Origin of the sequence: Ponticaulis sp. (assembly GCF_029210165.1) — a bacterium.
Classification (GTDB): domain Bacteria; phylum Pseudomonadota; class Alphaproteobacteria; order Caulobacterales; family Hyphomonadaceae; genus Ponticaulis.
This window is the reverse complement of record NZ_JARGNT010000001.1, coordinates 2027760-2049926: the sequence shown is the minus strand read 5'-3', so window position 1 is coordinate 2049926 and position 22167 is coordinate 2027760. Positions and strand designations below refer to the sequence as shown.

Sequence of the window (22167 nt, the reverse complement as noted above, 5' to 3'; positions counted from 1 at the left end):
GAACAGATTGCCTCTGTTCGGCACTATCGCAAACGCGCACCGCCATCGACCGGGATAATAGCGCCAGTGATATATGCGCCTGAAGGCCCTGCAAGGAACAGCGCCGTGCCGGCGATATCTTCATCCTGTCCCCAGCGTTTGAGCGGGATGCCTTCGACTTCCGCGTCATAGCGCTCCTTATCGTTCATGACGTATTCGGTCATTTTAGACGGGAAGCGGCCCGGCGCGATGGCGTTGGACGTGATGTTCTTTGGTGCAAACTCCAGCGCCATCATCTGCGTGAACTGATGCACTGCGCCTTTAGAAAGGCCATACGGGTATGCGCCGAGCGTGGAACAGACCTCGCCTGCAATGGAGCCGATATTGATCAGGCGTGCAGGATCTTCATGCGTGCCAGCCGCATCCATCAGATCGACCAGTTCACCTGTCAGGTAGAAAGGCGTTTTGACATTGAGGTCGAAGACCTTGTCCCAGCCCTTCTCAGGAAAGCCGGTCAGAGGCCCGCCCCAGGCTGCGCCGGAATTGTTGACGAGAATGTGCAGCTTGTCTTCGCGCGCCTTGATCTCGTCTGCCAGCGCTTTCACGCCCTCAACCGTCGCAAGGTTTGCCGGAATGGCGATGCATTTGCCTTCAGGGGAGAGCTCTTTCGCCGTCGCTTCAAGCGCCTCAGCGTCACGCGATGCAATATAAACTTTAGCCGCGCCTGCGGCGAGGAAGCCTTCGGCGATAGATTTACCGAGGCCGCGGCCGCCGCCTGTGACCAGCGCCACTTTGCCATTTACATTGAATACGTTTGGAACTGTCAGGCTCATGATTGTCTCCCCGCGAGCGATATTATGTTAGCTCGCCTATCTTTAAGTCGGCGCAGCGGGGAAGAACAGACACCTTCTATATAAGGAGGGCTATCTAAGGCGGAAATTATTCCGGCTTAGGCAGAGCAGAGACAGATAGAGAGCCGCCAGACATGGCTTTCAGGCTTTGCTTGGCATCGGCCGCATCGGCAGCGATCTGCAGGGTCAGCGCTTCAAAGCTGTCGAACTTCTTTTCACGGCGCAGAAAATCGACGAGCGCGACAGTCATCTGCTTGCCGTAAATCTCTTCGTCGAAATCGAATAAATGGGTTTCGAGAAGCGGATCGCGTAGGCCTGTCGTTGGCGTACGACCAAAATTAGCGACACCCGCGCGCCATTTATCCTCGCCCTCAATCTGCGCCCAGACAGCATAAACGCCGTGCATTGGCTGGATCAGATCACCGAGACGCATATTCGCAGTCGAGAAAGAAATTGTCCGTCCGCGTTGTTCGCCCATTTCAACCGTGCCCGTTGCCCGCCAATAGCGGCCGAGCAAATGGCCCGCCGTTTCCGGTTTGCCTTCCTGCAGAGCTGTGCGGATAGCCGTCGACGAAATCTTGGTGAAACCGTCTGTAATCCGTTCCTGCACAGAGAAAGAGAAGCCATAGGTTTTAGCGAGCGTGGCAAGCGTGTTCACATCGCCTTCGCGCCCGCGACCGAAACGGAAATCAAACCCGACAGAGAGGTGTTTCAGCTTCAGGCCTTCGACCAGCACATCGCGCACGAAAGCCTCAGGTGACATCTGAGACATCTCTTTATTGAAGGGGAGCTCGTAAATGATGTCGACGCCATGTTCACGCAGCGCGTCGCGGCGTGTTTCCGGCGTCATGATCCGGAAGGGTGTACCTTCCGGCTGAAAATACATCCGCGGCGGTGGTTCAAAAATCAGAACGCCAAGCGGTACATCTTTAGCGCGCGCGATTTCGCCCGCACTGTCGATCACCGCGACATGGCCTTCATGCACACCATCAAAATTGCCCAGAGCGACTGCTGCGCCCTGTGCCTCTTCCGGTACATTTCTGAAATCTGAGATCACCGCCATCAGGAATTATTTATCGCGGCTAGGAACCATGACCTTGGCTTCGCCCGCAACAACCTTGCGGCCGTTGACCATGCACTGAACTTTCAGCGTGACGCGATTGCCCTTTTCAAACATCTCAGAGACCTCGGCGCGAGCCGTCACTTCGTCACCGATACGAACCGGACGTTTGAACTGAAGTGCGAGGTCGGTAAAGATAGCGCCAGGGCCTGGCAGGTCATTACCAAGAATACCTGAAATATAGGATGCGGTCAGCGCGCCATGCGCAATACGACCTTTAAAGATTGTGCCCTGTGCAAACTCTTCATCCATGTGAAGTGGATTTCTGTCCCCAGAAACAGTTGCGAACATCTCGATGTCTTCTTCAGAAATCGTGTGATGTGTCTCGTGACTCATCCCAATTTCGAGATCTTCGAAACATTTTCCCTCGTATTTTGCCACCTCTGAACTCCACGTTAAAAATCTGACCGTCGCGGTTTACCGTTTATTTGCGGCAATGCGCTAGTCCTAGGACATAACAAATTGGATTTGGATGATCCTGGGGTAAAAAAGAATGGCTGTTGATCTGTCTATGCCGGTACTCGTAGTTGATGACTACAAGACCATGATACGTATTATTCGCAACCTGCTTAAGCAGCTTGGCTTCGAAAATGTCGAAGATGCTGCTGATGGCCAGGAAGCGCTGGAAAAAATGAAAAACGCTGACCAGAAATTCGGTCTCGTTATTTCAGACTGGAACATGGAGCCGATGACTGGCTACGAACTTCTCCGCGAAGTCCGTGCCGACGACGGTCTCAAAGCGACGCCATTTATTATGGTTACAGCAGAATCTAAAACGGAAAACGTTGTCGCCGCCAAACGCGCCGGTGTGAACAACTACATCGTTAAGCCGTTCAACGCTGCTACGCTGAAGTCTAAAATCGCCGCTGTAATCGGTGATTTCTAATCCCGCAGTTCGTTTTGCAGTCTGCTCATGTGGACATAAGCGCACGAGCCGCCTGCTTCGTCAGACCGGAACGTGCCAATAAAAAAGGAAAACAACATGGGTGCGAATGATGCAGCACTAAGGGTGAAGGAGGCGATTAGCCATCTGAAATCCCAGAATGTGAAAGATCGCCAGCTGGTCGATGTTCTCGAACTTTCGGGCGTCCTGACTGATGCGATGGGTCACTTCTTCAGTGCACTTGATGAAACAATCAAAGACGAATTCATTGATATTGCAGGCTTTATCAAGAAAGCCCGCAACGAAATCGGTGATCTTCGTCCGAAAGACATCAAGACAAACCGGATCCCTAGCGCTGGCGAAGAGCTGGAAGCGATCGTGGCCGATACAGAAATCGCTACGGACAAGATCATGCAGACGGCGGAAGACGTTCTAGCCATGGATCCCGACAGCACCGAAGATTTCGGAATGCAGATTCAGGACAAGATGCTTGTCATCATTGAAGCCTGCTCGTTCCAGGATCTCACCGGTCAGCGCGTGTCTAAGGTCGTCAACACTCTGAAGCAGATCGAAGACCGTATCTCACGCTTCGCTGAAGTGATGGGTGTGGACGAAGACGAAGTCGAAATTACGCCGGAAGAACAGCGCCGCCGCGACCTCCTCCTCAATGGCCCGGCCATTGGCGGCCCTGAAACCGCTCAGGACGATATTGATGCGATGTTTGCGGAAGGTCCTGCAGGCCAGGATGATATCGATGCCCTCTTTTCTGGCGATGACGCCGAAGACGAAGAGGTCTCCCAGGACGATATCGACGCCCTGTTTGACTAAAATTTCGAGGAAACGCCTAAATCTAAGAAAACCCGGTCCATGCGGCCGGGTTTTTTATTACCAGCAGAGCCCCGGCATGGCGTAGGTCGCTGTCACGCCGCTGCGCTCCAGCAGTTCAGTCGTGCTCGCCTCGAAATTGCTGGCCGACTGGTTGAGCCCAGTACCGACATAAATACAGTCCATGCCGCGATGGTTGGCACCTTTCATGTCCGTGATCGGACCGTCGCCAATCGCCAACAGGCGAGAGCGCGGAATATCTGTAAATCCGAGGCGCGCCAGATGCTGTTCGGCGAGATCGTAAATCGCATCATGTGGCTTGCCCGGATAGATAACAGGGCCGCCCTCTTCTTCATAAATGCGCGCAATTGCACCGGCACACCATTGCAGCGTGTTGCCAACACGCACCTGAATATCCGGATTGGCACAGATCATCTCCAGACCGCGCTTTGCCAGCGGACGCAGCTCTTCGCGATAGTCTTCGGGATGTTCATTGGCCTGATCGCGCATACCCATGGCGACGATAAATGCGGCATCCTCAGGCTCTGAAAACTCAAGGCCGGACCCGACAAACAGCGTGTCATCGCGCTCCCATGAATTATCGGTTCCGAGACGATACGCTGGCCCCGGTGCACGCTCGTCTATCACCAGACGTGTCGCATCTCCTGATGAAGCAATCGCGTTATAGCAGTCGCGGCGGACGCCAAAGCCCGGAAACAGTGCTTCAACCTCGCGGGCCTGAACCGGGGCATTCGTCACCAGAATGACGGGCTTGCCCTCTTTCCTGAAGGCGGCAAGCGCATCGCATGCATCATGAAAGGCTTCGCGGCCATTATGAATGACACCCCATACATCACAGAGAATGGCGTCGTATCGGTCGTGAATTTCGGAAAGTCCGGCAGGAAAAAGCGGTGCTGTCATGGCCTAGGCGTTAGCCTAATCGACAGATCAAGAAAAGGGTCTGAGCGCCTTAGATTGCGTTGCGGTGCATGAAATCGGTTGGCGGTGCAGTTTCTTCCATCAGGCTCTCTTTGATCGGACGTGCTTCGCCGAACACATAACCCTGACCGTACGGAATATCGAAGTCGAGAATTTCGACGACTTCTTTCTCAGTTTCGACCTTCTCTGCGATCAGATCGACGCCATAGCGCATAAAGACGGCTGGCACATCCTGCGGCGACGTTGAACGCGTCACAGCCGAAATCGGGCGCGGTCCGCCGTCAACGAGCTGCTCAAGAAGCTTGCTGCCTTCTACTTTCAGGAATTTCACCTGCTCGGCCTGCATTTCCGGCAGGTTCACATCGATGCCGTCGGCCTTATCCAGCGAGAAGCGGAAGCCGAGATCAGACAGACGCGCCATATGACGGGCTGTCGTTGGCGAACGACGCGCAAAATCATGTGCTGAAATCTCGAAAATCAGAGAGCCGGCAAGATCGCGGTTCTCTTTGATGAATTCGAGGAATTGCGGGAAGAAAGCCTCATCTTCCAGAGACGAGATTGCTACGTTGCAGAATACGCCGATACGGCGGTCTTTCTCGCTAAGGCGACGAACAATCTGCACGCAGCGGAAGAGCAGCATATTATCGATGACACCAAGAAGCCCGGCTTCTTTCGCTGCGCCGAGGAATTCGCCCGGCATGATGAGCTGATCGTTCTCGTCGCGCAGACGGGTAAAGCCTTCATAGAAGCAGACACGGCGTTGCGGCAGGCTGACGATTGGCTGCAAATGCAGGTCAACGCGGTTGGAATCGAGCGCGTCCTGAACGGCCTGAAGTGCTTCTTCCGGAGACCGTTCACCCGGCTTGCCGCTAGCAGCACCCAGACGCGGATTGCGCTTGGCGCTCTCCATTTTGGCTTCAAAGCTTTTGCCGAGACGCTGGATAAGGTCTTCAAGCTCGCGCATTTCAGCGACGAGGGTCTGACGACGCTCAGACACTTCGCGCTGCAGTGATTCTTCCATCACCCCCATGCGCGCTTCCAGAACTTCAGATTTCTGATGCGCTTTGCGCAGCTCGTTGCGCATGGATAGAAGGCGAGATTCCAGCAGTTTCGCACGCTCGCGGCTCACTGCCATGACATGCACGAGGCCAGACACAGACACCGTCGCAAGCGCTGATATTACTGCAATTTCAAAGGAGTAAGACGTGAACTGAAAAAAACAAATACCCAGAAACACACCTACGACGACGTAGGAGGCAGCAATCAGAATATGCGCGAATGCTGGCATAAAGGGCCTTTGCGATCAGTGCGTTGAAACTTCAGTTATCGCATTAATACACTGTTTTGGTTAACACATTGATTGTCTATGATTCAGTGCTGATGGCAATCTCACCACCCCAAATTCATGGGGAAGACCGCTGTTCGATGCACAAGATATTGTGCCATCCCTCTCCCCCCAACTCGTCTTTTGCAACGTCTGCTCAAAAACCAAACTGCGTTGACCTCATGAGTGGCAAATGCGCAACGCAGCTGAACCTCGTTGAATTCGATGCAGAAAAGCGTCTGGACCAGAAAACATTCACATGGCATTCATCTGGCAGCTCAAGTCCGCGGCCTGATGGCCGGACGGGGGCGATCTGGGGAGTACGGGGTCTGGTGTTCACACCGGGCCCCGTCGTCTTTTAAGAGCCCTTTTGCCTGCAGTCAGAGTTAATCCAGCAGAGCTGGCTCTGTATCCACCGGCTGCCAGCTAAGGCCTGCTGACTGAAAATTCGGGCGCACATCCGGATTAGCAACGCCCACCGTAATCAGGGCACTGGCGCTACGCTCCTGTGCGTAATCCCGCGCTTCGGTGAGAGACGGACAGTTCAGACCGGCCGATAGAATTTCGCGGCGCCGCGCCACCAGATCTTCACGTTCGGCATAACGGCGCATTTCGGAAAGCTGCACCCGGTCGACCACCGGCACAAAGACACCGTCTGGAGAAAGCCCCGAGATGGGAGCGTCCATACCTTCACATGAATAGATATCCAGCGCCTGCCCTTCATAGGTCACACGATAGGCAATAATCTGGTCGCCGCGATCATTAAGCCTTGAATGCGCCAGCACCTGCAAATCGCCCGTATTGAAGACGGAAAAGCGTTCAGCGGCGCTCGGCACAGGCCGGACAGAAAAGCCTGCCTGCCGTGAATCGAGCGTATTGGCGCTATCCATCTGCACCAGCGCGTCAGGGATCAGCATCGCCTCATCAAGCGCCTGAAGCGTTTCCAGATAAAGCTCGCCCGTTACCAGAGCCTGCCTATAGGGACGCCCGGAAACCCAGGTTTCATAGCGAAGCCCCATCACGCCAGCCGAAGACTCAGGCTTCCCGTCCATGAGAAAAATAGCGTCCAGAGGCCCGATGCCCCGCCAGTCATTATGGAGCGGCGCACCAAAGACCAGCCGTTTGCCGCCGGCCTGCACAAGCACGCAGGGCGCAATGGCGCTCGGGCTGTCTTCGCAGGAGCTGACCATGAAGGACCATGGTTCTGCCGTTAACGGGGACGGCACCAGCGTCTCAGCACCAGCCTTGTCTTCGGGCTGCAACAGTCCGAACAGGCTAAGCCCTCCAGCGCCTAGGGCGGCACCTGCAATCAGGGCAATGAGAGCTGTCTTCTTCGTCACTCGACTATCCGATGCGCGTCAATCCTGCTTCGTCAGCGATCACGTGCTCAATATGGCCGATTCGATCAATCTCTACACGGACACGGTCACCGGTTTTCATGAACTTCGGCGGATCATAAGCAACGGCGACGCCAGCCGGTGTGCCCGTAAAGATGAGATCGCCCGGCTCCAGCGTGAAGGCCGCGCTCAGATGCGCGATCATGTCAGGGATTTTGTGGATCAGGTCAGCAGTCGTGCCGCTCTGGCGAACCTCGCCATTGAGCAGCGTTCGCACACCCAGCGTATTCGCATCGCCGACTTCATCTGGCGTCACAATCCACGGCCCAACAGGCGCGTGCGTATCAAAGCCCTTGCCCATAATCATGGTTGGGGTTGCGCGCTGCCAGTCACGAACGGACACGTCATTGCCGCACATATAACCGGCAATCACTTCATCAGCGCGCTCTGCCGGAATATGGCGACCACCGCGACCGATCACGACAACGAGTTCGGCTTCATAGTCGAGACGGTCTGAAACTTTCGGCATATCAATCGTGCCATAAGGCGCGTTGAGTGCGGTCACTTGCTTTACAAACCAGGTCTGACGTTCTGGCGGTTCGCGGCCGGTTTCGCGGGCGTGATCAAGATAGTTGAGCGCAATTGCGAGGATTTTGCGTGGCGCTTTCACAGGCGCCAGCAGGTCGTCTGCTGTGAACTCGATGGCCTCGCCGCCAGCGATGGCAGCCTTTCCCGCTTCAGCAAGCGCTTCAGGATCTGCAAGCCAGGCTTCTATCGGCTTGTCTTCGCCCGCCACCTCAGATTGCAGCCGGTAGGCATGGTTATTTTGAAACACAACCGAAAAATGTTGCCCAAATTTTGTGATCCGTCCGAACTTCATCACGCCACCTCTTGCTTTCCATGTCTCGTCACTGCAGCGATAAAGTGTTTTTACGCGTACCGGAAGAAGTAATGAGTTTGTTGGGAGTTACAGCCGAGGCGAGATCAATCGCCGAGCTGCTGAAGTCTGGCACCAGCTATCGCATACCGAGCTACCAGCGGAGTTACTCCTGGCAGGTACCTGATGCGAATGGACTTCTGACGGACCTCGTTCAGGCTATGGACGAAGAACGCTCTCACTTTCTGGGTGCAGTCGTCACCTGCGAGACCGGCTTTCCTGACCTTTGCGAAATTGTCGACGGGCAGCAGCGCATCACAACGATCTCTCTTCTTATCGCCTGTCTTCGTGACGCCATGGCAGATAAGAAACGGCGCAACGAGCTACACAGCTATCTGGCCGATGATCTGCGCCTCGGTGAATGGCGGCTGACGCTCAATCATGTCGATGCGCCAGTGTTCCGCGCGCTCGCCCAACGGCCCGGCTCGACCTTAAACGCCGAGAATGTTGTGCCTGAGACATCCGAACAGAGCATGTTGATCGACAACCTCATCGCCATTCGCGAGGAGGTTAAACTGCTCTCTGAGGCGGATCGCGACACGCTGGCAGATTTCATTCTGCACCAATGTCCGATCGTGCATGTCTGCGTCGAGAACAGAGACGCCGGTTATAAAGTCTTTCAGGTACTCAATACGCGCGGGCGACAACCCACCGCGCATGACATTCTGAAAACAGAGCTGTTTGAACGAGCTAACCTGTCATCTCAGGACGCTGACCGGCTGGCGCGGGCCTGGACGCTGCATGAGGCACGCCTTGGCGCGAAGGATTTTGACGATCTTCTTCGCCAGATACGCTCCCTGCACGACCGTCAGATGCGCGGCGATTTCGTCACCGGCTTTTGTAACTCGGTGCTTCAGGAAACATCGCCGCGTAGCTTCCTCGAGGAAGAACTACCGCGCTTTGTTGAGGCCTATCTTGAGCTCAAACAGGGCGATGTGCAGCTCTCCCGGCCTATGCCCGCGGTCAATGAACATCTGGCACGCCTGATATCGCTCGATCATGCGGGCTGGCGCGCCCCTGCCCTGCAATTCCTCGTCTATCATCCGCGTGATGCCGACACGGCGCGTGAGTTCTTTTGTGATCTGGAGCGCCTCGGCTTTGCCATGCAGCTCGTCATTACAGACCGCGATACGCGCGCCCGCCGTTACAGGCGGATTTCAGAAGAAGTCATGTCGGACCAGCAACTCTTTTCACCATCAGGCGCATTGTCGCTGACTGGCGATGAGCGGGAAAAGCTGACGCAGCGCTTATATGGCCGGTTTGGCTCCGTAACGCAGCGACGCGCGCTGGCCATCAAGCTGAACAGTCTTCTGGATGGCAGCGAGACCTCACCCGACACAAGCGACGCCACCGTCGAGCATGTCCTTCCACGCAATCCGGAACCGGGGTCTGAATGGTATGACGTCTGGCCGGACCTGGTTGAGCGTCGGGAAATCTGTGAGTCGCTCGGGAATTTCTGCTTGCTGACACAGAGAGATAATCAGCGCGCAGACCGTCTGGATTTTCTGCAAAAGCGAGACGAGTTCTTCCGTCGCCCTTCGCGAGGCGGCCGATATGCCCTGACACGTGACGTAGCGGCATATGAAGAATGGACGCCTGCTATCGTTCGCGAACGGACGGCGCGACTGGCAAAGCTTCTTATCCGTGAATGGAAATTAGACCTTCCGGTCGGCTAACAAGCGTCTGTACTCGCTGGTTTCAGGACGCTACATCTGATCGCAATCAGAAGACAAAAGCGTCCAGAGGGAGAAACATATGTCACTTTTTGATCTGTCGGGAAAATCGGCAATTATCACAGGCTCCAGCCGCGGCATCGGTAAAGCGATTGCGATTGCTATGGCTGAACAGGGCGCGCGCGTCGTGATTTCATCACGCAAGCCAGAGCCATGCGAAGAAACTGCGCACGAAATTAACGAGCGCTTTGGCGTGGGCACCGCAATTGCTGTTCCGGCGAACATTTCTTCTAAGGAAGAGCTTCAGAACCTTGTGGACGAAACAAATGCTGCGTTCGGCAAAGTCGACATTGTCGTCTGTAACGCGGCATCGAACCCGTTCTACGGCTCTCTGGGTGATATCAATGACGACCAGTTCCAGAAAATTCTGTCGAACAACATCATCTCAAACAACTGGCTGGTCCAGATGTGTGCGCCGCAAATGCGTGAGCGCAAAGATGGTGCTGTCGTGATCATTTCATCTATCGGCGGCCTTAAAGGCTCACCGGTGATCGGCGCTTATAACATCTCCAAAGCCGCGGACTTCCAGCTGGCGCGCAACCTTTGCGTGGAATACGGGAAAGACAATATCCGTGTGAATTGTATCGCACCGGGTCTGATCCGCACCGACTTCGCCCGCGCACTCTGGGAAAACCCGGAAACGCTCAAGCGCTCGCTGGCCTATACACCGATGCAACGTATCGGTGAGCCGGAAGAGATCGCTGGTGCTGCGGTATTCCTTGCTTCCAAAGCAGGGTCTTACATGAATGGCCAGATGATGGTGATTGATGGCGGTCAGACGATCACCTGATCACACGCTTCAATTCAAATTCATGAAACCGGCGCCTTCACCGCGCCGGTTTCTTTTTTATCTGTGCCTTCCCGTCACAGATTCACCGGGGCGCGGTTGTAATTGCGAATGCCATCCTCATTTCTGGCGTAATCCCCGCGCGGCTCAACGTCGTCGGATAAGTGAAGAAGGCGCCGCACAAACAGGATAAATCTTGTTTTTTGCCCCTTGACGGTAACTCCCCGTGTTCTTAATTGCCCCTCTGTTAGCACTCTCCTCGAGTGAGTGCTAAACAGGCAAAACTCTTTGTATCAATCCAATTTGGAGAGAGGGCATTCAATGAAATTCCGTCCGCTTCACGACCGCGTGCTTGTACGCCGCGTACAGGAAGAAGAAAAAACCAAAGGCGGGATCATCATTCCCGATACGGCGAAAGAAAAGCCACAGGAAGGTGAAGTTGTTGCAGTTGGCACAGGCGTGCGCGGCGACGACGGTTCCCTCGTAGCGCTCGACGTCAAAGCTGGCGACCGCGTCCTGTTCGGCAAATGGTCTGGCACAGAAGTCAACGTTGGTGGGGAAGAGCTCCTCATCATGAAAGAGTCCGACATTCTGGGCGTTGTTGAAGCGTAAGCTTCACCGCACTGGTCGTTTTTTAAATTCATTCTGAACAAGGAAAATACACATGGCTGCTAAGGATGTGAAATTCTCCGCTGACGCTCGCGAACGTATGATGAAGGGCGTCGACGTCCTCGCGAACGCGGTGAAGGTAACACTCGGCCCTAAAGGTCGTAACGTTGTTATCGAAAAATCTTTCGGTGCTCCGCGCACAACGAAAGACGGCGTAACAGTCGCAAAAGAAATCGAACTGGAAGACAAGTTCCAGAACATGGGCGCTCAGATGCTTCGCGAAGTTGCGTCTAAAGCAAACGACGTGGCTGGTGACGGCACAACAACTGCTACAGTTCTCGCTCAGGCTATCGTTCGCGAAGGCATGAAGCGCGTTGCTGCTGGCATGAACCCGATGGATCTGCGTCGCGGCGTCGAAAAAGCTGTTGTTGAAGTTGTAAACTCCATCAAAACGTCTGCGAAGCCAGTCGACACATCTGAGCAAATCGCTCAGGTCGGCACGATCTCTGCAAACGGCGAGCGCGAAATTGGCGACATGATTGCGAAAGCAATGGAAAAAGTCGGCAATGAAGGCGTTATCACGGTTGAGGAAGCTAAATCCCTCGAAACCGAACTCGAAGTCGTTGAAGGCATGCAGTTCGACCGTGGCTACCTCTCTCCGTACTTTGTCACAAACGCTGACAAAATGCTGGTTGAGATGGAAGAGCCTCTGATCCTGCTTCACGAGAAGAAACTTTCTTCTCTGCAGCCAATGCTTCCTATTCTGGAATCTGCTGTTCAGTCTAACCGTCCACTCCTCATCATCGCAGAAGATGTTGAAGGCGAAGCGCTCGCAACACTCGTTGTGAACAAGCTCCGTGGCGGCCTGAAAATCGCAGCTGTTAAAGCACCTGGCTTCGGCGACCGTCGTAAAGCTATGCTTGAAGACATCGCGATCCTCACAGGCGGTACGGTTGTTTCCGAAGACCTCGGCATCAAGCTCGAGAACGTTTCAATCGACATGCTCGGCTCTGCCAAGCGCGTTTCTATCACTAAAGACGACACAACAATCGTTGATGGCGTTGGTGAGAAGTCTGACATTGAAGACCGCGTTGGTCAGATCAAACGTCAGATCGAAGAAACAACTTCAGAGTACGACAAAGAGAAGCTTCAGGAACGTCTCGCGAAACTGGCTGGCGGCGTAGCTGTCATCAAAGTTGGCGGCGCAACAGAAGTAGAAGTGAAAGAGCGTAAAGACCGCGTCGACGACGCTCTGAACGCAACACGCGCTGCTGTTGAAGAAGGCATCGTCACTGGTGGTGGTACAGCGCTTCTGAAAGCGGCTGCTGCGATCACTGTCACTGGCCTGAACGCTGACGAGCAAGCTGGTATCGACATCGTTCGTAAAGCTCTCGAAGCGCCAGTTCGCCAGATCGTTGAAAACGCTGGTGTTGAAGGCTCAATCGTTGTCGGCAAGATCCTTGAATCTTCTGACGCTGCATTCGGCTTCAACGCTCAGACTGAAGAATATGGCGACATGTTCAACTTCGGTGTCATCGACCCGGTTAAAGTTGTTCGTTCTTCTCTTCAGAACGCTGCTTCTGTTGCTGGTCTCCTCATCACAACTGAGGCTGCTATCGCAGAAGCGCCAAAAGACGACTCTGCACCTGCAATGCCTGATATGGGCGGCATGGGCGGAATGGGCGGCATGGGTGGCATGGGCTTCTAAGCCTCGCTTCACTCGCCCTTACGGCACAAAGAGAACGGCGGTCTTCGGATCGCCGTTTTTTTTGTTTCACCTCCAAACAAAAAAGCGGCACCGTACGGGCACCGCTTTTCTGAATTTGTATTGAACCTGCGATCAGGCTGCCCGAATGCCTTCAAGGAAGCGCTGGACGCTTGTCTGCATTTGTTCGGCCTGCTTTTGCAGCGTGGATGCTGCATCCAGAACGTCGCCTGCAGAGCTGTCTGTATCGGACGCAGACGTCTGAACGCTGACCATAGAGCTGGTCACATTCTCTGTTTCGCTGGACACACGAGAAATGCTGGATGCGATTTCCTGTGTCGCCCCGCCCTGCTGCTGCATAGACTGGGAAATACGCGCAGAAATCTCTGTGACCTTGCTGATGGAGTCGTTGATAGAGCCCATCGCGCCGGCAACCGTATCGCTTACGCGTTGAATGTCCGCTACGCTTTCAGCAACGCGGCTTGTCGCTTGCGAGGTCTGGTTCGCCAGCGTTTTGACTTCCGTCGCAACAACCGCGAAGCCTTTGCCCGCCTCACCTGCACGTGCAGCCTCAATCGTCGCGTTCAGCGCGAGAAGGTTTGTCTGCTCTGCGATATCGTTGATGAGACCAACAACCTCTTTAATCTGGTCAGCCGCAGATGCGAGATCTGCCATCGTCTCATTCGCGCTCATAGCGTTCTGAGCGGCCTGATTGATCGCCGTGACAGAATCCTCAACAGAGCCTGCAATCTCCATAATAGACGCTGATAGCTCTTCAGATGCCGCAGCCACAGAGCGCACATCGTTAGCCGCCTGACCTACAGAGCGAGATGCATTCTGAGACTGGTTCGTTGTTTCGCCAGCCGTGCCACGCATGTGCTCTGCTGTTGACCGCAGTTGTTCCGAAGCACCAGCCACCAGACCAAGCAGGTCACGGCTGTCCGCCTCGAATGACGCGATAAGCTTCTCCATACGCTCGGTGCGCTCTTCACGCAGACGCGCTTCTTCACGCTCACGTTCAGCGAGACGGTTACGCTCGACTGCATTGTAGCGGAAAGTAGACAGAGACTCGACGATAGACTGCAGCTCATCACCACGGCTCAGACCATCGAGATTTGTATCCAGATCACCTGATGCCAGACGGTCCGTCGCGCCCGCAATCTCTCGGATGGAGCGTGTGGTAGAGCGTGCCACGACAGCGGCGATCGCGCCTGCTGCGAGAAGCGCGAACAGCGCCACGAGCAGAAGGATTAGTTTCGCCTGACCTGCCGCAACCTGACCATCGGCCGCGCTAGCTTCAGAAGAGGCGACGACCTCATCGACCAGTTCCTGGAACTGCGTCTGTAGTACCGTATAGTTTTCCGCAAACGGTTCTGCGAAGGCAACGGCTGACGCAAAGTCGATTTCCATCATCGTCGCGACGACTTCAATGGTTTCTTTGTACGTGGTCAGCTGTTCGATGATGTTCTGAACGGCTGCAGCTTCTTCAGCGCTGGCCGTGCTCGCACGGTAAATCTCGAGAGACGCAACAATCTGATCGACACTGCCCTGCAGCGCCATAACCTCTGACGCAGCCGCCGATGAGTCCACCACGTTAGCGGCCTGATTGGTCAGCGTCTGGTAGAGTTGTCCGTTCACATCCTGCACGGCGCTGTTGGCCTGAACCAGCTCAAGCGCGTTGTGGAAGTTCACGTCCACAATCTCGGTCGTGCGGTTCACCTGCGCACTCAGCGCAAAATGGCTGACGCCTGCCACAACGCAGATCATTCCCAGAGACAGAGCAGACGGGACTGCGAATTTGGCGGTAAACGGCCAGTTGGAGATATTGGAATACTTCATGACGCACCCTCGGAACTTTTCGTCATTATAGCCTGAACGCATTGCAATTCATTTAATGCGACGGCGAAAATCAGGCGCAATAAAGCGCCTGATTTCATTGGTTTAGCGTTAGAATGTGAAGCGGACAGACGCCCAGACGCGTGAGTCGATGTCGCCACCCGGAACCTGCACATCATCATCATTGGTGAGGTCAAACGCATCAAGTGACAGCGTGACATCATCGTTGAGACGATAAGAGAGGTTCATATCAAGCGCGACATAGCTATCCACGGTCACACGCTGGTACTGATAGTCGCCCGGATCGAGTGAATCGAAGACCTGACGTGATGGGACAACGCGCGCATGTGCGCCAAATACCCATTTGCCATCATCATAAACAGCACCGGCTTTCAGCTGGTCACCAAGGTTGGACTCTTCGAAGTCCAGAACGTCGCGAAGACCGTCATATGACGCAACCTGAGCAAAATCACCGTCTGTGGTGTCGTTGATCGCGTAGGACGCGTACCAGTCAATGTGGTTACCGATACGACCTTCAAAAGACAGTTCCACACCAAACAGTTCGGAGTCGCCAAGATTCTCGCCTGTTGGAATGTTCACGCCTGGAGCGAATGCCGCATTGGCAACCGTGAACAGATCCTGATTGTCCTGATAGAATACGCTGATGCGCATCTTGCCGTTAAGTTCACTGATCTGACGATCATAGTCGATCGCATAATTGTTCACGATGCTCGGATCGACATCCGGAGAGAAGAAGAGCTGAACGAGGCTAGGCGTTTGAATGCCGCGGGCAATCTGGAAACGGAACAGATCACGTGACGTTGGTGTGTACACAAGACCGGCGTTATAACTGATCTCGCTGATTTCACGCTCGGCTTCAGGTGCACCAAAGTTAGTCGAGAAAATCGTCTCGCCTTCGAAGTTCAGTGTATCTGAACGAACCGCAACAGTGGAGGAGAGCTGGTCATTGATTGCCCAGTTCCACATGCCGCCAACGGAGAACACATTGTATTCGTTGGAAGAGCTGTTGCCAAACAGGATCAGGTCGAGCGTGTTTTCACGATACTCACCAGCTACGCGGAACGTGTGATCCGCGCCCACTTTAAACAGGTCTTCAACTTTGAACACGGTCAGACCGGCTTCGACATCAAAGCTTGGCGTCGGCGCAAATGGGTTTGTCAGGTATTCCTGCGTATTGCGGTAAGCTGTTGCGTTGATCAGCCCCCAGTCGCCATCATGCGTAACAGTGGCGCGCAGGCTGGTCGTCTCGCCGTCACGGACAATGTTCGCGCCCGATGGCAAACGCTCCATGCGAATAGAACTGGACACCGTACCTTCGAGGAAAACCTGTGTGTTGGATGTCGCCTGAATGCCAGCCTCTGCAGCGAACGCCCATTGCTCGTTCTGCGGGTCACCACGCAGTTCGAATGGCAGGTCTTCAAATTCCTGTGCCTGCTGGCCACCCGCTGACATTCGAATAGCGGTATTTTCGAACGGACGGAATGTCGCCACGCCAGACCCACGAACGCCATCATTGAAGTCCACTCCGCCGCGCAGCGTATTGGTTTCCGTATACAGCGGATTGAAGGTGATGATGTTCACAACACCACCGACAGCGTTAAAGCCAAAAAGGGCTGTATTCGGGCCTTTGACGATCTCGATCTGACGGATTTCGTCCAGCTGCACTGGAATGACGTCCCAGTCCGTGAACCCGTAATAATCCTGGAAGACCTGACGGCCGTTTACCAGAACCAACAGACGAGGCGTCTTGTTCTGGTTATAGCCGCGGATCGCGACATCGTGGAAGTTACGACCATACTGCTGAACTTCAACGCCCGCGAGTCGGGAAAGCAATGTCGGAATGTTGACGGCGCCAGAATTGCGGATTTCGTCAGCTGAGATGATTTCCATCGTCACTGGCGCATCTGTAGAGCGCTGCGGCGCGCCCGTAGCGGACGTAGTGACAGGCTCGTCAAACAGCATTTCGAGAGAGCCGTAATCAATAGACTGCGCCATTGCCGGCAGGCCGAACATCGCAATAGCAGACAGTGCAAAGATAGATGATTTCTTATTAAATTTAGACATCAGTCTGTTCTTTCCTGAACGAGAAATTTCTTGGAGTAATCAGAGTTCGTTGATCATCATGCGGAACGCGGACGCAAAGCTTACAGAGCGCGCGTCAGCCGCAGAGCGGCTCACATAGATCTCGACACTTGGCTGGCTTTGAACGGCAACCACACAGGCACCGGCCTCTGCACACGCGCGATCAGTACTGACCGTGATGGACGGTGCTGAAGAGATCGCAGAGTAGTGCGCCGACATGCCAGACGGCACGAAAAGTGCTGCGTCCGAGCCAATGCCCGAAACATCTGAAATTGAAATAAGCTGGGGCTGCAGCGTGACTTGACCCGCACTGAGCCCAGAACCAAGAATTGCGGAAATGCTTTCTGCTTCCGCCTGTGATCCGGCAACATCGTCTGCGTATACAATTGCAAGCGTCACATTGCCCGTCGCGCCGCCTTCTACAAAGCTAAGCGCACGACCGATAAGCTGGAGATCGCGTTCACCCGCCGCATGGGCAGGCACCGTCGCCAGCATCGAAGCTGCAATGATTGAAAGTGCCGTAAGAGACTTTCTCATCCGTTAGTTCCTTTGTTCATTCATACCCTTACATTCTTTAAGGGCGTTGATATTTGGCAAAGGAAACAACAGTTGAATTAAAATAAAGCTGACATCTGTTATTCATTTAAGAAATACAGACACAACCAAGTCTTGGGCCGAGTCAACATTAACGGATTTACTGAAATCTTTATTCATTTTTTCCTGAATAAACCGCAAATCGTCATGAAATCAGAACTTTAGGATTCCGGCTCTAACGCCTCTTCGAACCAGTTGCTTACATGACCGGATCAAAGGATTAACAGACCCGGAGTTTTCGCTTCAGCAAACACACAGCTTCTACCTTTACCGAGCCATAATAGCTCGCCCCGGTAGAAATATTTTGCACCTGGCGCAGCAATTATTTCTGCGGCGTGCTGCCGCAGCCAGACCAACATCCGCACTAAAGTGCGCAAACCGTCCAACATTTCTGCGAAACATGAATTATCAGCCCAACGATACGGAAATATGGGATAATTTTATGCCCGTTACAGAAACTTCATCGAATAACGATAATTTCACTTGACGTTTATCAGATAATCCTTATTGTTTATCAACAAGGAACAAAAAAGGTCGCTGGCAATTCATCACTGCCCCCTACCCCCGAGCTGCTGGCGGCCCTTCATTGTCCCTTTCACGTTTGCCTCCCCAGGGCACGAGAGCAGGTCTTCGGACCTGCTCTTTGCGTTTGAGGGAGATACACGGTGTCGGACGGCAGAGGGCGTGAGGTGCGGCAGAATTCGCCGGACAGGCGAGCCGCAAATTCAGATCAATAAACCCGCGCAAATTTTCAACACTTGTTGAATGCTATGCAAGATAAACAAGACTAGAGCGCGCGTAATTACTTTGATTTTGATGAAGTAGGCTGAAATTATAAACGGCGCAGCTGTTAGCTACGCCGTTTGTTCTTTATAAAGCAGGACGTTTCCTCCCGAACTGCAAGAAGATAAGGCCCGAGCTTCACCAAAGTGTCAACAAAAAAAATCCATCTTTGGTAACAAACTAATCGCTCAGTGATAAATTACTGAGCATTTCGGGTAATCGCGCGGGAAAATTCTCCGTACACAAGGTTATCCTCAAGAAACAGAAACTCCGGATTCATAACCGATACCGGTCCAAAGCCTGCACTAGACAGCGCATTAGCGACAGATTTTGCCTTTTCACGCGGCAGCACTACAGAATCACCAAGTAGAGTGACCTCATCACTAATTGATGTGGCTGCAGACCGGAGAGACGTCCCGCCAGTCAGGACAGAGACGTCCCGTGCGACTCGGCGTGCCTCAAAAATATCCAGCAGATTCTTGATCGCCGCCAGCGCGTCCTCATTCCAGTCAGCATTCAAAGACGCCGATAACTGCGCCTGCGACTTCAGCATGACACCATCACTGAGGATTTTCAGATTGTTCGCCTTCAGCGTCGCGCCCGTCGTTGTGATGTCGACGATAAGCTCTGCAGTGCCGGATGCCGGCGCTGCCTCTGTAGCACCAGCAGAATCGATCAGGCGATACTGTGTCAGTCCACGTTCAGCGAAGAAACGGCGGCTACTACGCAGATACTTGGTTGCAACACGCATGCGGCGTCCGTGGCGCGCGCGGAATGCGTGGCCCACATCTTCCAGATCTTCGATCGTATCGACGTCCACCCAGCTCTGCGGCACGGCAACGACCATATCCGCATAACCAAAGCCGAGCGCACGAAGCAGGTGAACCTGCGAATCAAAATTGTCAGCGTGCTCACGCAGCAGGTCTTCACCTGTCACACCGAGGTGGAGCGTACCGTCCAGAAGCCCCTTGGCGATCTCTGACGCCGAAAGCAGCATGATCTGGATACCAGGCGCGCCTTCGAGCACGGCGGAATAGCCCCGCTCGCCGCCAACCTGTTTCAGCTTCAGGCCACAGTCTGCAAAGAAGGCTTCAGTCTGTTCCTTAAGGCGCCCTTTGGACGGAATCGCCAACATAAGCTGTGTCATGCTGCACCTCCTTCGAGGTTAAGTGCTGCTTCTACACGATCAGGACGCACAACGCCGCCAACAGCGGGCACGTCTTTCGCGCCTTTGCTGAGCCAGGACACGAGGCCGTCATATCGGCCGCCGAGCGCCAGCGGCTTCTCGCGGGTTAAACCGGCGTGATACAGCTCGAATACGAGACCATCATAATAATCGAAACGACGCCCGAACTGTACGGAGACATGAGCATTCGCCCAGAACGGCATGTCCCGGTCTGAAAGCGCCGAGAAGAGTTTCTCAGTGTATTCAAGAACGGATGACAGGTTCAGCGCATATTCGCTCGCGAGGGCGCGAAGCTTTTCAAGGAAGACGTCAGGCGTACCGGAGACACCTTTGAGCGCGCCAAGCACAGCGCGCGCCTTATCCGGCATCGCGCCGGCATTCGCCGCTTCAGCGCGGGCCTGAAGGCGTTCCAGAATTTCTTCTTTCGTACGGCCGCCGACGACTTCCGTTCCTGAAATCGACATAACTTCATCGAGCAGGTCACGTGCATCGTCCGCAGGCAGTTTGGCAAGCGTCTGGGCCAGCGCAGAAGAGGCTTTCACAGTCTGACCTTCAGCGCTCGCCAGAACCGCCTCTACGCCCTCACGGCGCTTGTTCGCGCGGCGGATGCGTGCATCCCAGTGATCAGAGAGTTCAAGCGCGTCTACGACAGCGTGGAAGATAGACACATCGCCGAGATTGAGCTGCGCATTGCGAATGCCTGCGCTTGCAATCTCTGAACAGATTGTCGTCAGCGTTGCCACATCGCGCTCGAGGCGGTCGGTGTGTCCGAAATTCTCAAAGCCTGTCTGATTGAATTCAACCGGCTCGCCTTCTGTGCGCGCCTGACGGAACGCACGGCCGAAATAGCGATAAGACACCGGCTCACCGCCCGCTTCCGCCAGATAGTGGTTGGCGACAGGCAGTGTGAGGTCCGGACGCAGCGCCAGTTCCTCGCCCGGCGTATCAGAGCTGGTGATCAGGCGGGAACGGATGCTCTCACCCGAAAGCTCCAGCGGCAAAGCCGCAGGGATCAGCAGAGGCGGATCAATCCAGTCTCCGCCAATCGCTTCAAACTGAAATGAGGTCAATTGTCTGCCTCCAGCATACCTTTAATGGTCGCGACCATTTCGTCACGCGAGACTTCAACCTGCCCCGGACGGGATTCACGCCATTCTGTATTGTCTTTGATCGCCTTGGCCTTTTGGGCACCCACGATCAGATCTTTGATCGTAACGGTGCCCTTCTGGCGCTCGTCTTCGCCAACGATGACAACAGCAGGCGCGCCGCGACGGTCTGCATATTTCATCTGCGGGCGCATGCCGGAGCTGCCCATATAGACTTCAGAGCGAATACCAGCTGCACGCAGCTGATGCGCCAGCACATGGCTGTCAGCGACATGCTCGCGATCAAGCACCAGCACGACCACGGGACCGGAGAGCGCATTCAGCTCACCTGTCAGTGACATAGCTGCGGCAAGGCGGGAAATGCCCAGAGAAAAGCCCGTTGCCGGAATTTCTTCATTTCGGAAACGGGACACCAGACCGTCATAGCGACCACCGCCGCCGACAGAACCGATACGAACCGCACGGCCTTTCTCGTCGAGAATTTCGTCTAGCAGCTCACCCTCAAAGACCGGACCAGTATAGTATTCAAGGCCGCGCACGATTGTCGGGTCAAACACCACCACGCCATCCGGCGCACCCATCGCTGAGAGAAGACCGTCGATCTCGCGCAATTCTGCGATCCCGCGGTCATAGGCTTCATTGCCGGAAACGACTGCTGCCAGAGCCTCAAGCGTTTCACCGCGTGAGGATTTGCCGGACTCAGCAAATGCCAGAACTCGCTTCACGCGCTCTGCATCAAGGCCAGCGCCTTTAGTGTAGTCGCCGGACTCATCTTCACGGCCTTCACCGAGAAGATCAGCCACACCGGAAAGACCAAGGCGGTCGAGCTTATCGAGCGCACGCAATATGGTGAGGCGCGTTTCTTCATCGCGCGCATCAATGGAGTCCAGAAGGCCGGACATCAGATCACGCGTGTTCACACGAACATTAAAACGCTGAGCTCCAGCCGCTTTGAGGGCTTCGGCCATCATTGCGATCATCTCGGCGTCTGCCGCAGGACCTTTCGCGCCAACGGTGTCAGCATCGCACTGCATGAACTCACGGAAGCGGCCAGGGCCAGGCTTCTCATTGCGCCACACCGGACCATACGCATAGCGACGGAACGGCTTAGGCAGCGTATCCCAGTGCTCGGCTGCAAATCGCGCGAGCGGCGCTGTCAGATCGTAGCGCAGTGACATCCACTGTTCGTCGTCATCCTGAATGGCGAAGACACCCGCATTCGGGCGGTCCTGATCAGGCAGGAATTTACCCAGCGCGTCCGCATATTCGAATGCGCCGGTTTCAATGCCTTCAAAGCCCCAGAGACGATAAACAGATGAAACCCGATGGATCATATCCAGCTCAGCTTTCAGCACGTCTTCCCGTTTGTCCGGGAAACCGCGAGGTTTGCGAGCGAGAGATTTCGGATTGGGTTTCTTATTTTTTGCCATGATATATCGCCGGAATTTTTGGTCGGGATAGAGCCTTGTGAGCGCCTTGCCAACCTCATGTGTTGCCTGTCGCATATTTTTACGTGTCGCACACGCCCAA

19 protein-coding genes are annotated in these 22167 nt (G+C 54.5%); 6 read left to right on the top strand and 13 right to left on the bottom strand.

The genetic code is table 11. From position 1 onward, the window contains the following. Window positions 1-23 precede the first annotated feature (23 nt). The 3 genes from P1U45_RS10000 to P1U45_RS09990 form a co-directional block, all read right to left on the bottom strand. The gene (locus P1U45_RS10000; RefSeq protein ID WP_301058926.1) at window positions 24-812 is read right to left on the bottom strand and encodes an SDR family oxidoreductase; all 789 of its coding nucleotides are present in this window, start codon (window positions 810-812) and stop codon (window positions 24-26) included. 106 nt (window positions 813-918) lie between these two features. Beyond that, the gene (gene ribF / locus P1U45_RS09995; RefSeq protein ID WP_301058925.1) at window positions 919-1893 is read right to left on the bottom strand and encodes a riboflavin biosynthesis protein RibF; all 975 of its coding nucleotides are present in this window, start codon (window positions 1891-1893) and stop codon (window positions 919-921) included. Between the two features lie 6 nt (window positions 1894-1899). Continuing rightward, window positions 1900-2286, bottom strand: coding sequence for a MaoC family dehydratase (locus P1U45_RS09990; protein WP_293608405.1), 387 nt, complete (start codon window positions 2284-2286; stop codon window positions 1900-1902). A 157-nt stretch (window positions 2287-2443) separates the two neighbouring features. Between P1U45_RS09990 and P1U45_RS09985 the strand changes: the two genes are divergently transcribed. Next, complete coding sequence (locus P1U45_RS09985; RefSeq protein WP_022694843.1) at window positions 2444-2836, top strand: response regulator; 393 nt, start codon at window positions 2444-2446, stop codon at window positions 2834-2836. 96 nt (window positions 2837-2932) lie between these two features. Beyond that, window positions 2933-3661, top strand: a complete 729-nt coding sequence (locus P1U45_RS09980) for a protein phosphatase CheZ (protein ID WP_301058924.1) — start codon at window positions 2933-2935, stop codon at window positions 3659-3661. A gap of 57 nt (window positions 3662-3718) precedes the next feature. On the opposite strand, the gene P1U45_RS09975 is transcribed toward P1U45_RS09980, so the two are convergent. From P1U45_RS09975 to P1U45_RS09960, 4 genes are all read right to left on the bottom strand, one after another. Further along, a complete protein-coding gene (locus P1U45_RS09975; protein ID WP_301058923.1) occupies window positions 3719-4579 on the bottom strand; it encodes a TIGR01459 family HAD-type hydrolase in 861 nt (286 codons plus the stop codon). 49 nt (window positions 4580-4628) lie between these two features. Further along, complete coding sequence (locus P1U45_RS09970) at window positions 4629-5885, bottom strand: EAL domain-containing protein (protein ID WP_301058922.1); 1257 nt, start codon at window positions 5883-5885, stop codon at window positions 4629-4631. Between the two features lie 422 nt (window positions 5886-6307). Further along, window positions 6308-7261 carry a hypothetical protein gene (locus P1U45_RS09965; RefSeq protein ID WP_301058921.1) on the bottom strand — a complete coding sequence of 318 codons (954 nt, stop codon included), beginning with the start codon at window positions 7259-7261 and terminating at the stop codon, window positions 6308-6310. Between the two features lie 4 nt (window positions 7262-7265). Beyond that, a complete protein-coding gene (locus P1U45_RS09960; RefSeq protein WP_301058919.1) occupies window positions 7266-8138 on the bottom strand; it encodes a fumarylacetoacetate hydrolase family protein in 873 nt (290 codons plus the stop codon). A 71-nt stretch (window positions 8139-8209) separates the two neighbouring features. Here P1U45_RS09960 and P1U45_RS09955 point away from each other — a divergent pair, with 71 nt between their 5' ends. From P1U45_RS09955 to groL, 4 genes are all read left to right on the top strand, one after another. Further along, a complete protein-coding gene (locus P1U45_RS09955) occupies window positions 8210-9871 on the top strand; it encodes a DUF262 domain-containing HNH endonuclease family protein (RefSeq protein ID WP_301058917.1) in 1662 nt (553 codons plus the stop codon). A gap of 79 nt (window positions 9872-9950) precedes the next feature. Further along, complete coding sequence (locus tag P1U45_RS09950) at window positions 9951-10718, top strand: SDR family oxidoreductase (RefSeq protein WP_293608397.1); 768 nt, start codon at window positions 9951-9953, stop codon at window positions 10716-10718. A 318-nt stretch (window positions 10719-11036) separates the two neighbouring features. Continuing rightward, window positions 11037-11327, top strand: coding sequence for a co-chaperone GroES (gene groES / locus P1U45_RS09945; RefSeq protein WP_022694835.1), 291 nt, complete (start codon window positions 11037-11039; stop codon window positions 11325-11327). 52 nt (window positions 11328-11379) lie between these two features. Continuing rightward, on the top strand, window positions 11380-13032 hold the full coding sequence (groL, locus tag P1U45_RS09940; RefSeq protein ID WP_301058915.1) for a chaperonin GroEL: 1653 nt from the start codon (window positions 11380-11382) through the stop codon (window positions 13030-13032). A gap of 132 nt (window positions 13033-13164) precedes the next feature. Here groL and P1U45_RS09935 read toward each other — a convergent pair whose 3' ends face one another. From P1U45_RS09935 to hisS, 6 genes are all read right to left on the bottom strand, one after another. Beyond that, a complete protein-coding gene (locus P1U45_RS09935) occupies window positions 13165-14868 on the bottom strand; it encodes a HAMP domain-containing methyl-accepting chemotaxis protein (RefSeq protein ID WP_301058914.1) in 1704 nt (567 codons plus the stop codon). Between the two features lie 108 nt (window positions 14869-14976). Further along, complete coding sequence (locus P1U45_RS09930) at window positions 14977-16950, bottom strand: TonB-dependent receptor (protein WP_301058913.1); 1974 nt, start codon at window positions 16948-16950, stop codon at window positions 14977-14979. Window positions 16951-16989: 39 nt separating this feature from the next. After that, the gene (locus P1U45_RS09925; RefSeq protein ID WP_301058912.1) at window positions 16990-17505 is read right to left on the bottom strand and encodes a hypothetical protein; all 516 of its coding nucleotides are present in this window, start codon (window positions 17503-17505) and stop codon (window positions 16990-16992) included. 1039 nt (window positions 17506-18544) lie between these two features. Next, window positions 18545-19492 (bottom strand): ATP phosphoribosyltransferase, encoded by a 948-nt coding sequence (gene hisG, locus P1U45_RS09920; RefSeq protein ID WP_301058911.1) that lies wholly within the window; start codon window positions 19490-19492, stop codon window positions 18545-18547. Continuing rightward, window positions 19489-20601, bottom strand: coding sequence for an ATP phosphoribosyltransferase regulatory subunit (locus tag P1U45_RS09915; protein ID WP_301058910.1), 1113 nt, complete (start codon window positions 20599-20601; stop codon window positions 19489-19491). The genes hisG and P1U45_RS09915 overlap by 4 nt, the downstream gene beginning before the upstream one ends. Further along, window positions 20598-22070 carry a histidine--tRNA ligase gene (gene hisS, locus P1U45_RS09910; RefSeq protein WP_366144992.1) on the bottom strand — a complete coding sequence of 491 codons (1473 nt, stop codon included), beginning with the start codon at window positions 22068-22070 and terminating at the stop codon, window positions 20598-20600. Before hisS ends, P1U45_RS09915 begins: the two co-directional genes overlap by 4 nt. Window positions 22071-22167: the final 97 nt, after the last annotated feature.

What these genes read in the sequence shown, in the direction of transcription:
- P1U45_RS09925 (WP_301058912.1), bottom strand. Translation starts at nt 17,505, where the DNA reads ATGAGAAAGTCTCTTACGGCACTTTCAATCATTGCAGCTTCGATGCTG.
- P1U45_RS09935 (WP_301058914.1), bottom strand. Translation starts at nt 14,868, where the DNA reads ATGAAGTATTCCAATATCTCCAACTGGCCGTTTACCGCCAAATTCGCA.
- hisG (WP_301058911.1), bottom strand. Translation starts at nt 19,492, where the DNA reads ATGACACAGCTTATGTTGGCGATTCCGTCCAAAGGGCGCCTTAAGGAA.
- groL (WP_301058915.1), top strand. Translation starts at nt 11,380, where the DNA reads ATGGCTGCTAAGGATGTGAAATTCTCCGCTGACGCTCGCGAACGTATG.
- P1U45_RS09975 (WP_301058923.1), bottom strand. Translation starts at nt 4,579, where the DNA reads ATGACAGCACCGCTTTTTCCTGCCGGACTTTCCGAAATTCACGACCGA.
- P1U45_RS09955 (WP_301058917.1), top strand. Translation starts at nt 8,210, where the DNA reads ATGAGTTTGTTGGGAGTTACAGCCGAGGCGAGATCAATCGCCGAGCTG.
- P1U45_RS09985 (WP_022694843.1), top strand. Translation starts at nt 2,444, where the DNA reads ATGGCTGTTGATCTGTCTATGCCGGTACTCGTAGTTGATGACTACAAG.
- P1U45_RS09950 (WP_293608397.1), top strand. Translation starts at nt 9,951, where the DNA reads ATGTCACTTTTTGATCTGTCGGGAAAATCGGCAATTATCACAGGCTCC.
- P1U45_RS09960 (WP_301058919.1), bottom strand. Translation starts at nt 8,138, where the DNA reads ATGAAGTTCGGACGGATCACAAAATTTGGGCAACATTTTTCGGTTGTG.
- P1U45_RS10000 (WP_301058926.1), bottom strand. Translation starts at nt 812, where the DNA reads ATGAGCCTGACAGTTCCAAACGTATTCAATGTAAATGGCAAAGTGGCG.
- P1U45_RS09980 (WP_301058924.1), top strand. Translation starts at nt 2,933, where the DNA reads ATGGGTGCGAATGATGCAGCACTAAGGGTGAAGGAGGCGATTAGCCAT.
- ribF (WP_301058925.1), bottom strand. Translation starts at nt 1,893, where the DNA reads ATGGCGGTGATCTCAGATTTCAGAAATGTACCGGAAGAGGCACAGGGC.
- P1U45_RS09930 (WP_301058913.1), bottom strand. Translation starts at nt 16,950, where the DNA reads ATGTCTAAATTTAATAAGAAATCATCTATCTTTGCACTGTCTGCTATT.
- groES (WP_022694835.1), top strand. Translation starts at nt 11,037, where the DNA reads ATGAAATTCCGTCCGCTTCACGACCGCGTGCTTGTACGCCGCGTACAG.
- P1U45_RS09970 (WP_301058922.1), bottom strand. Translation starts at nt 5,885, where the DNA reads ATGCCAGCATTCGCGCATATTCTGATTGCTGCCTCCTACGTCGTCGTA.
- P1U45_RS09990 (WP_293608405.1), bottom strand. Translation starts at nt 2,286, where the DNA reads ATGAGTCACGAGACACATCACACGATTTCTGAAGAAGACATCGAGATG.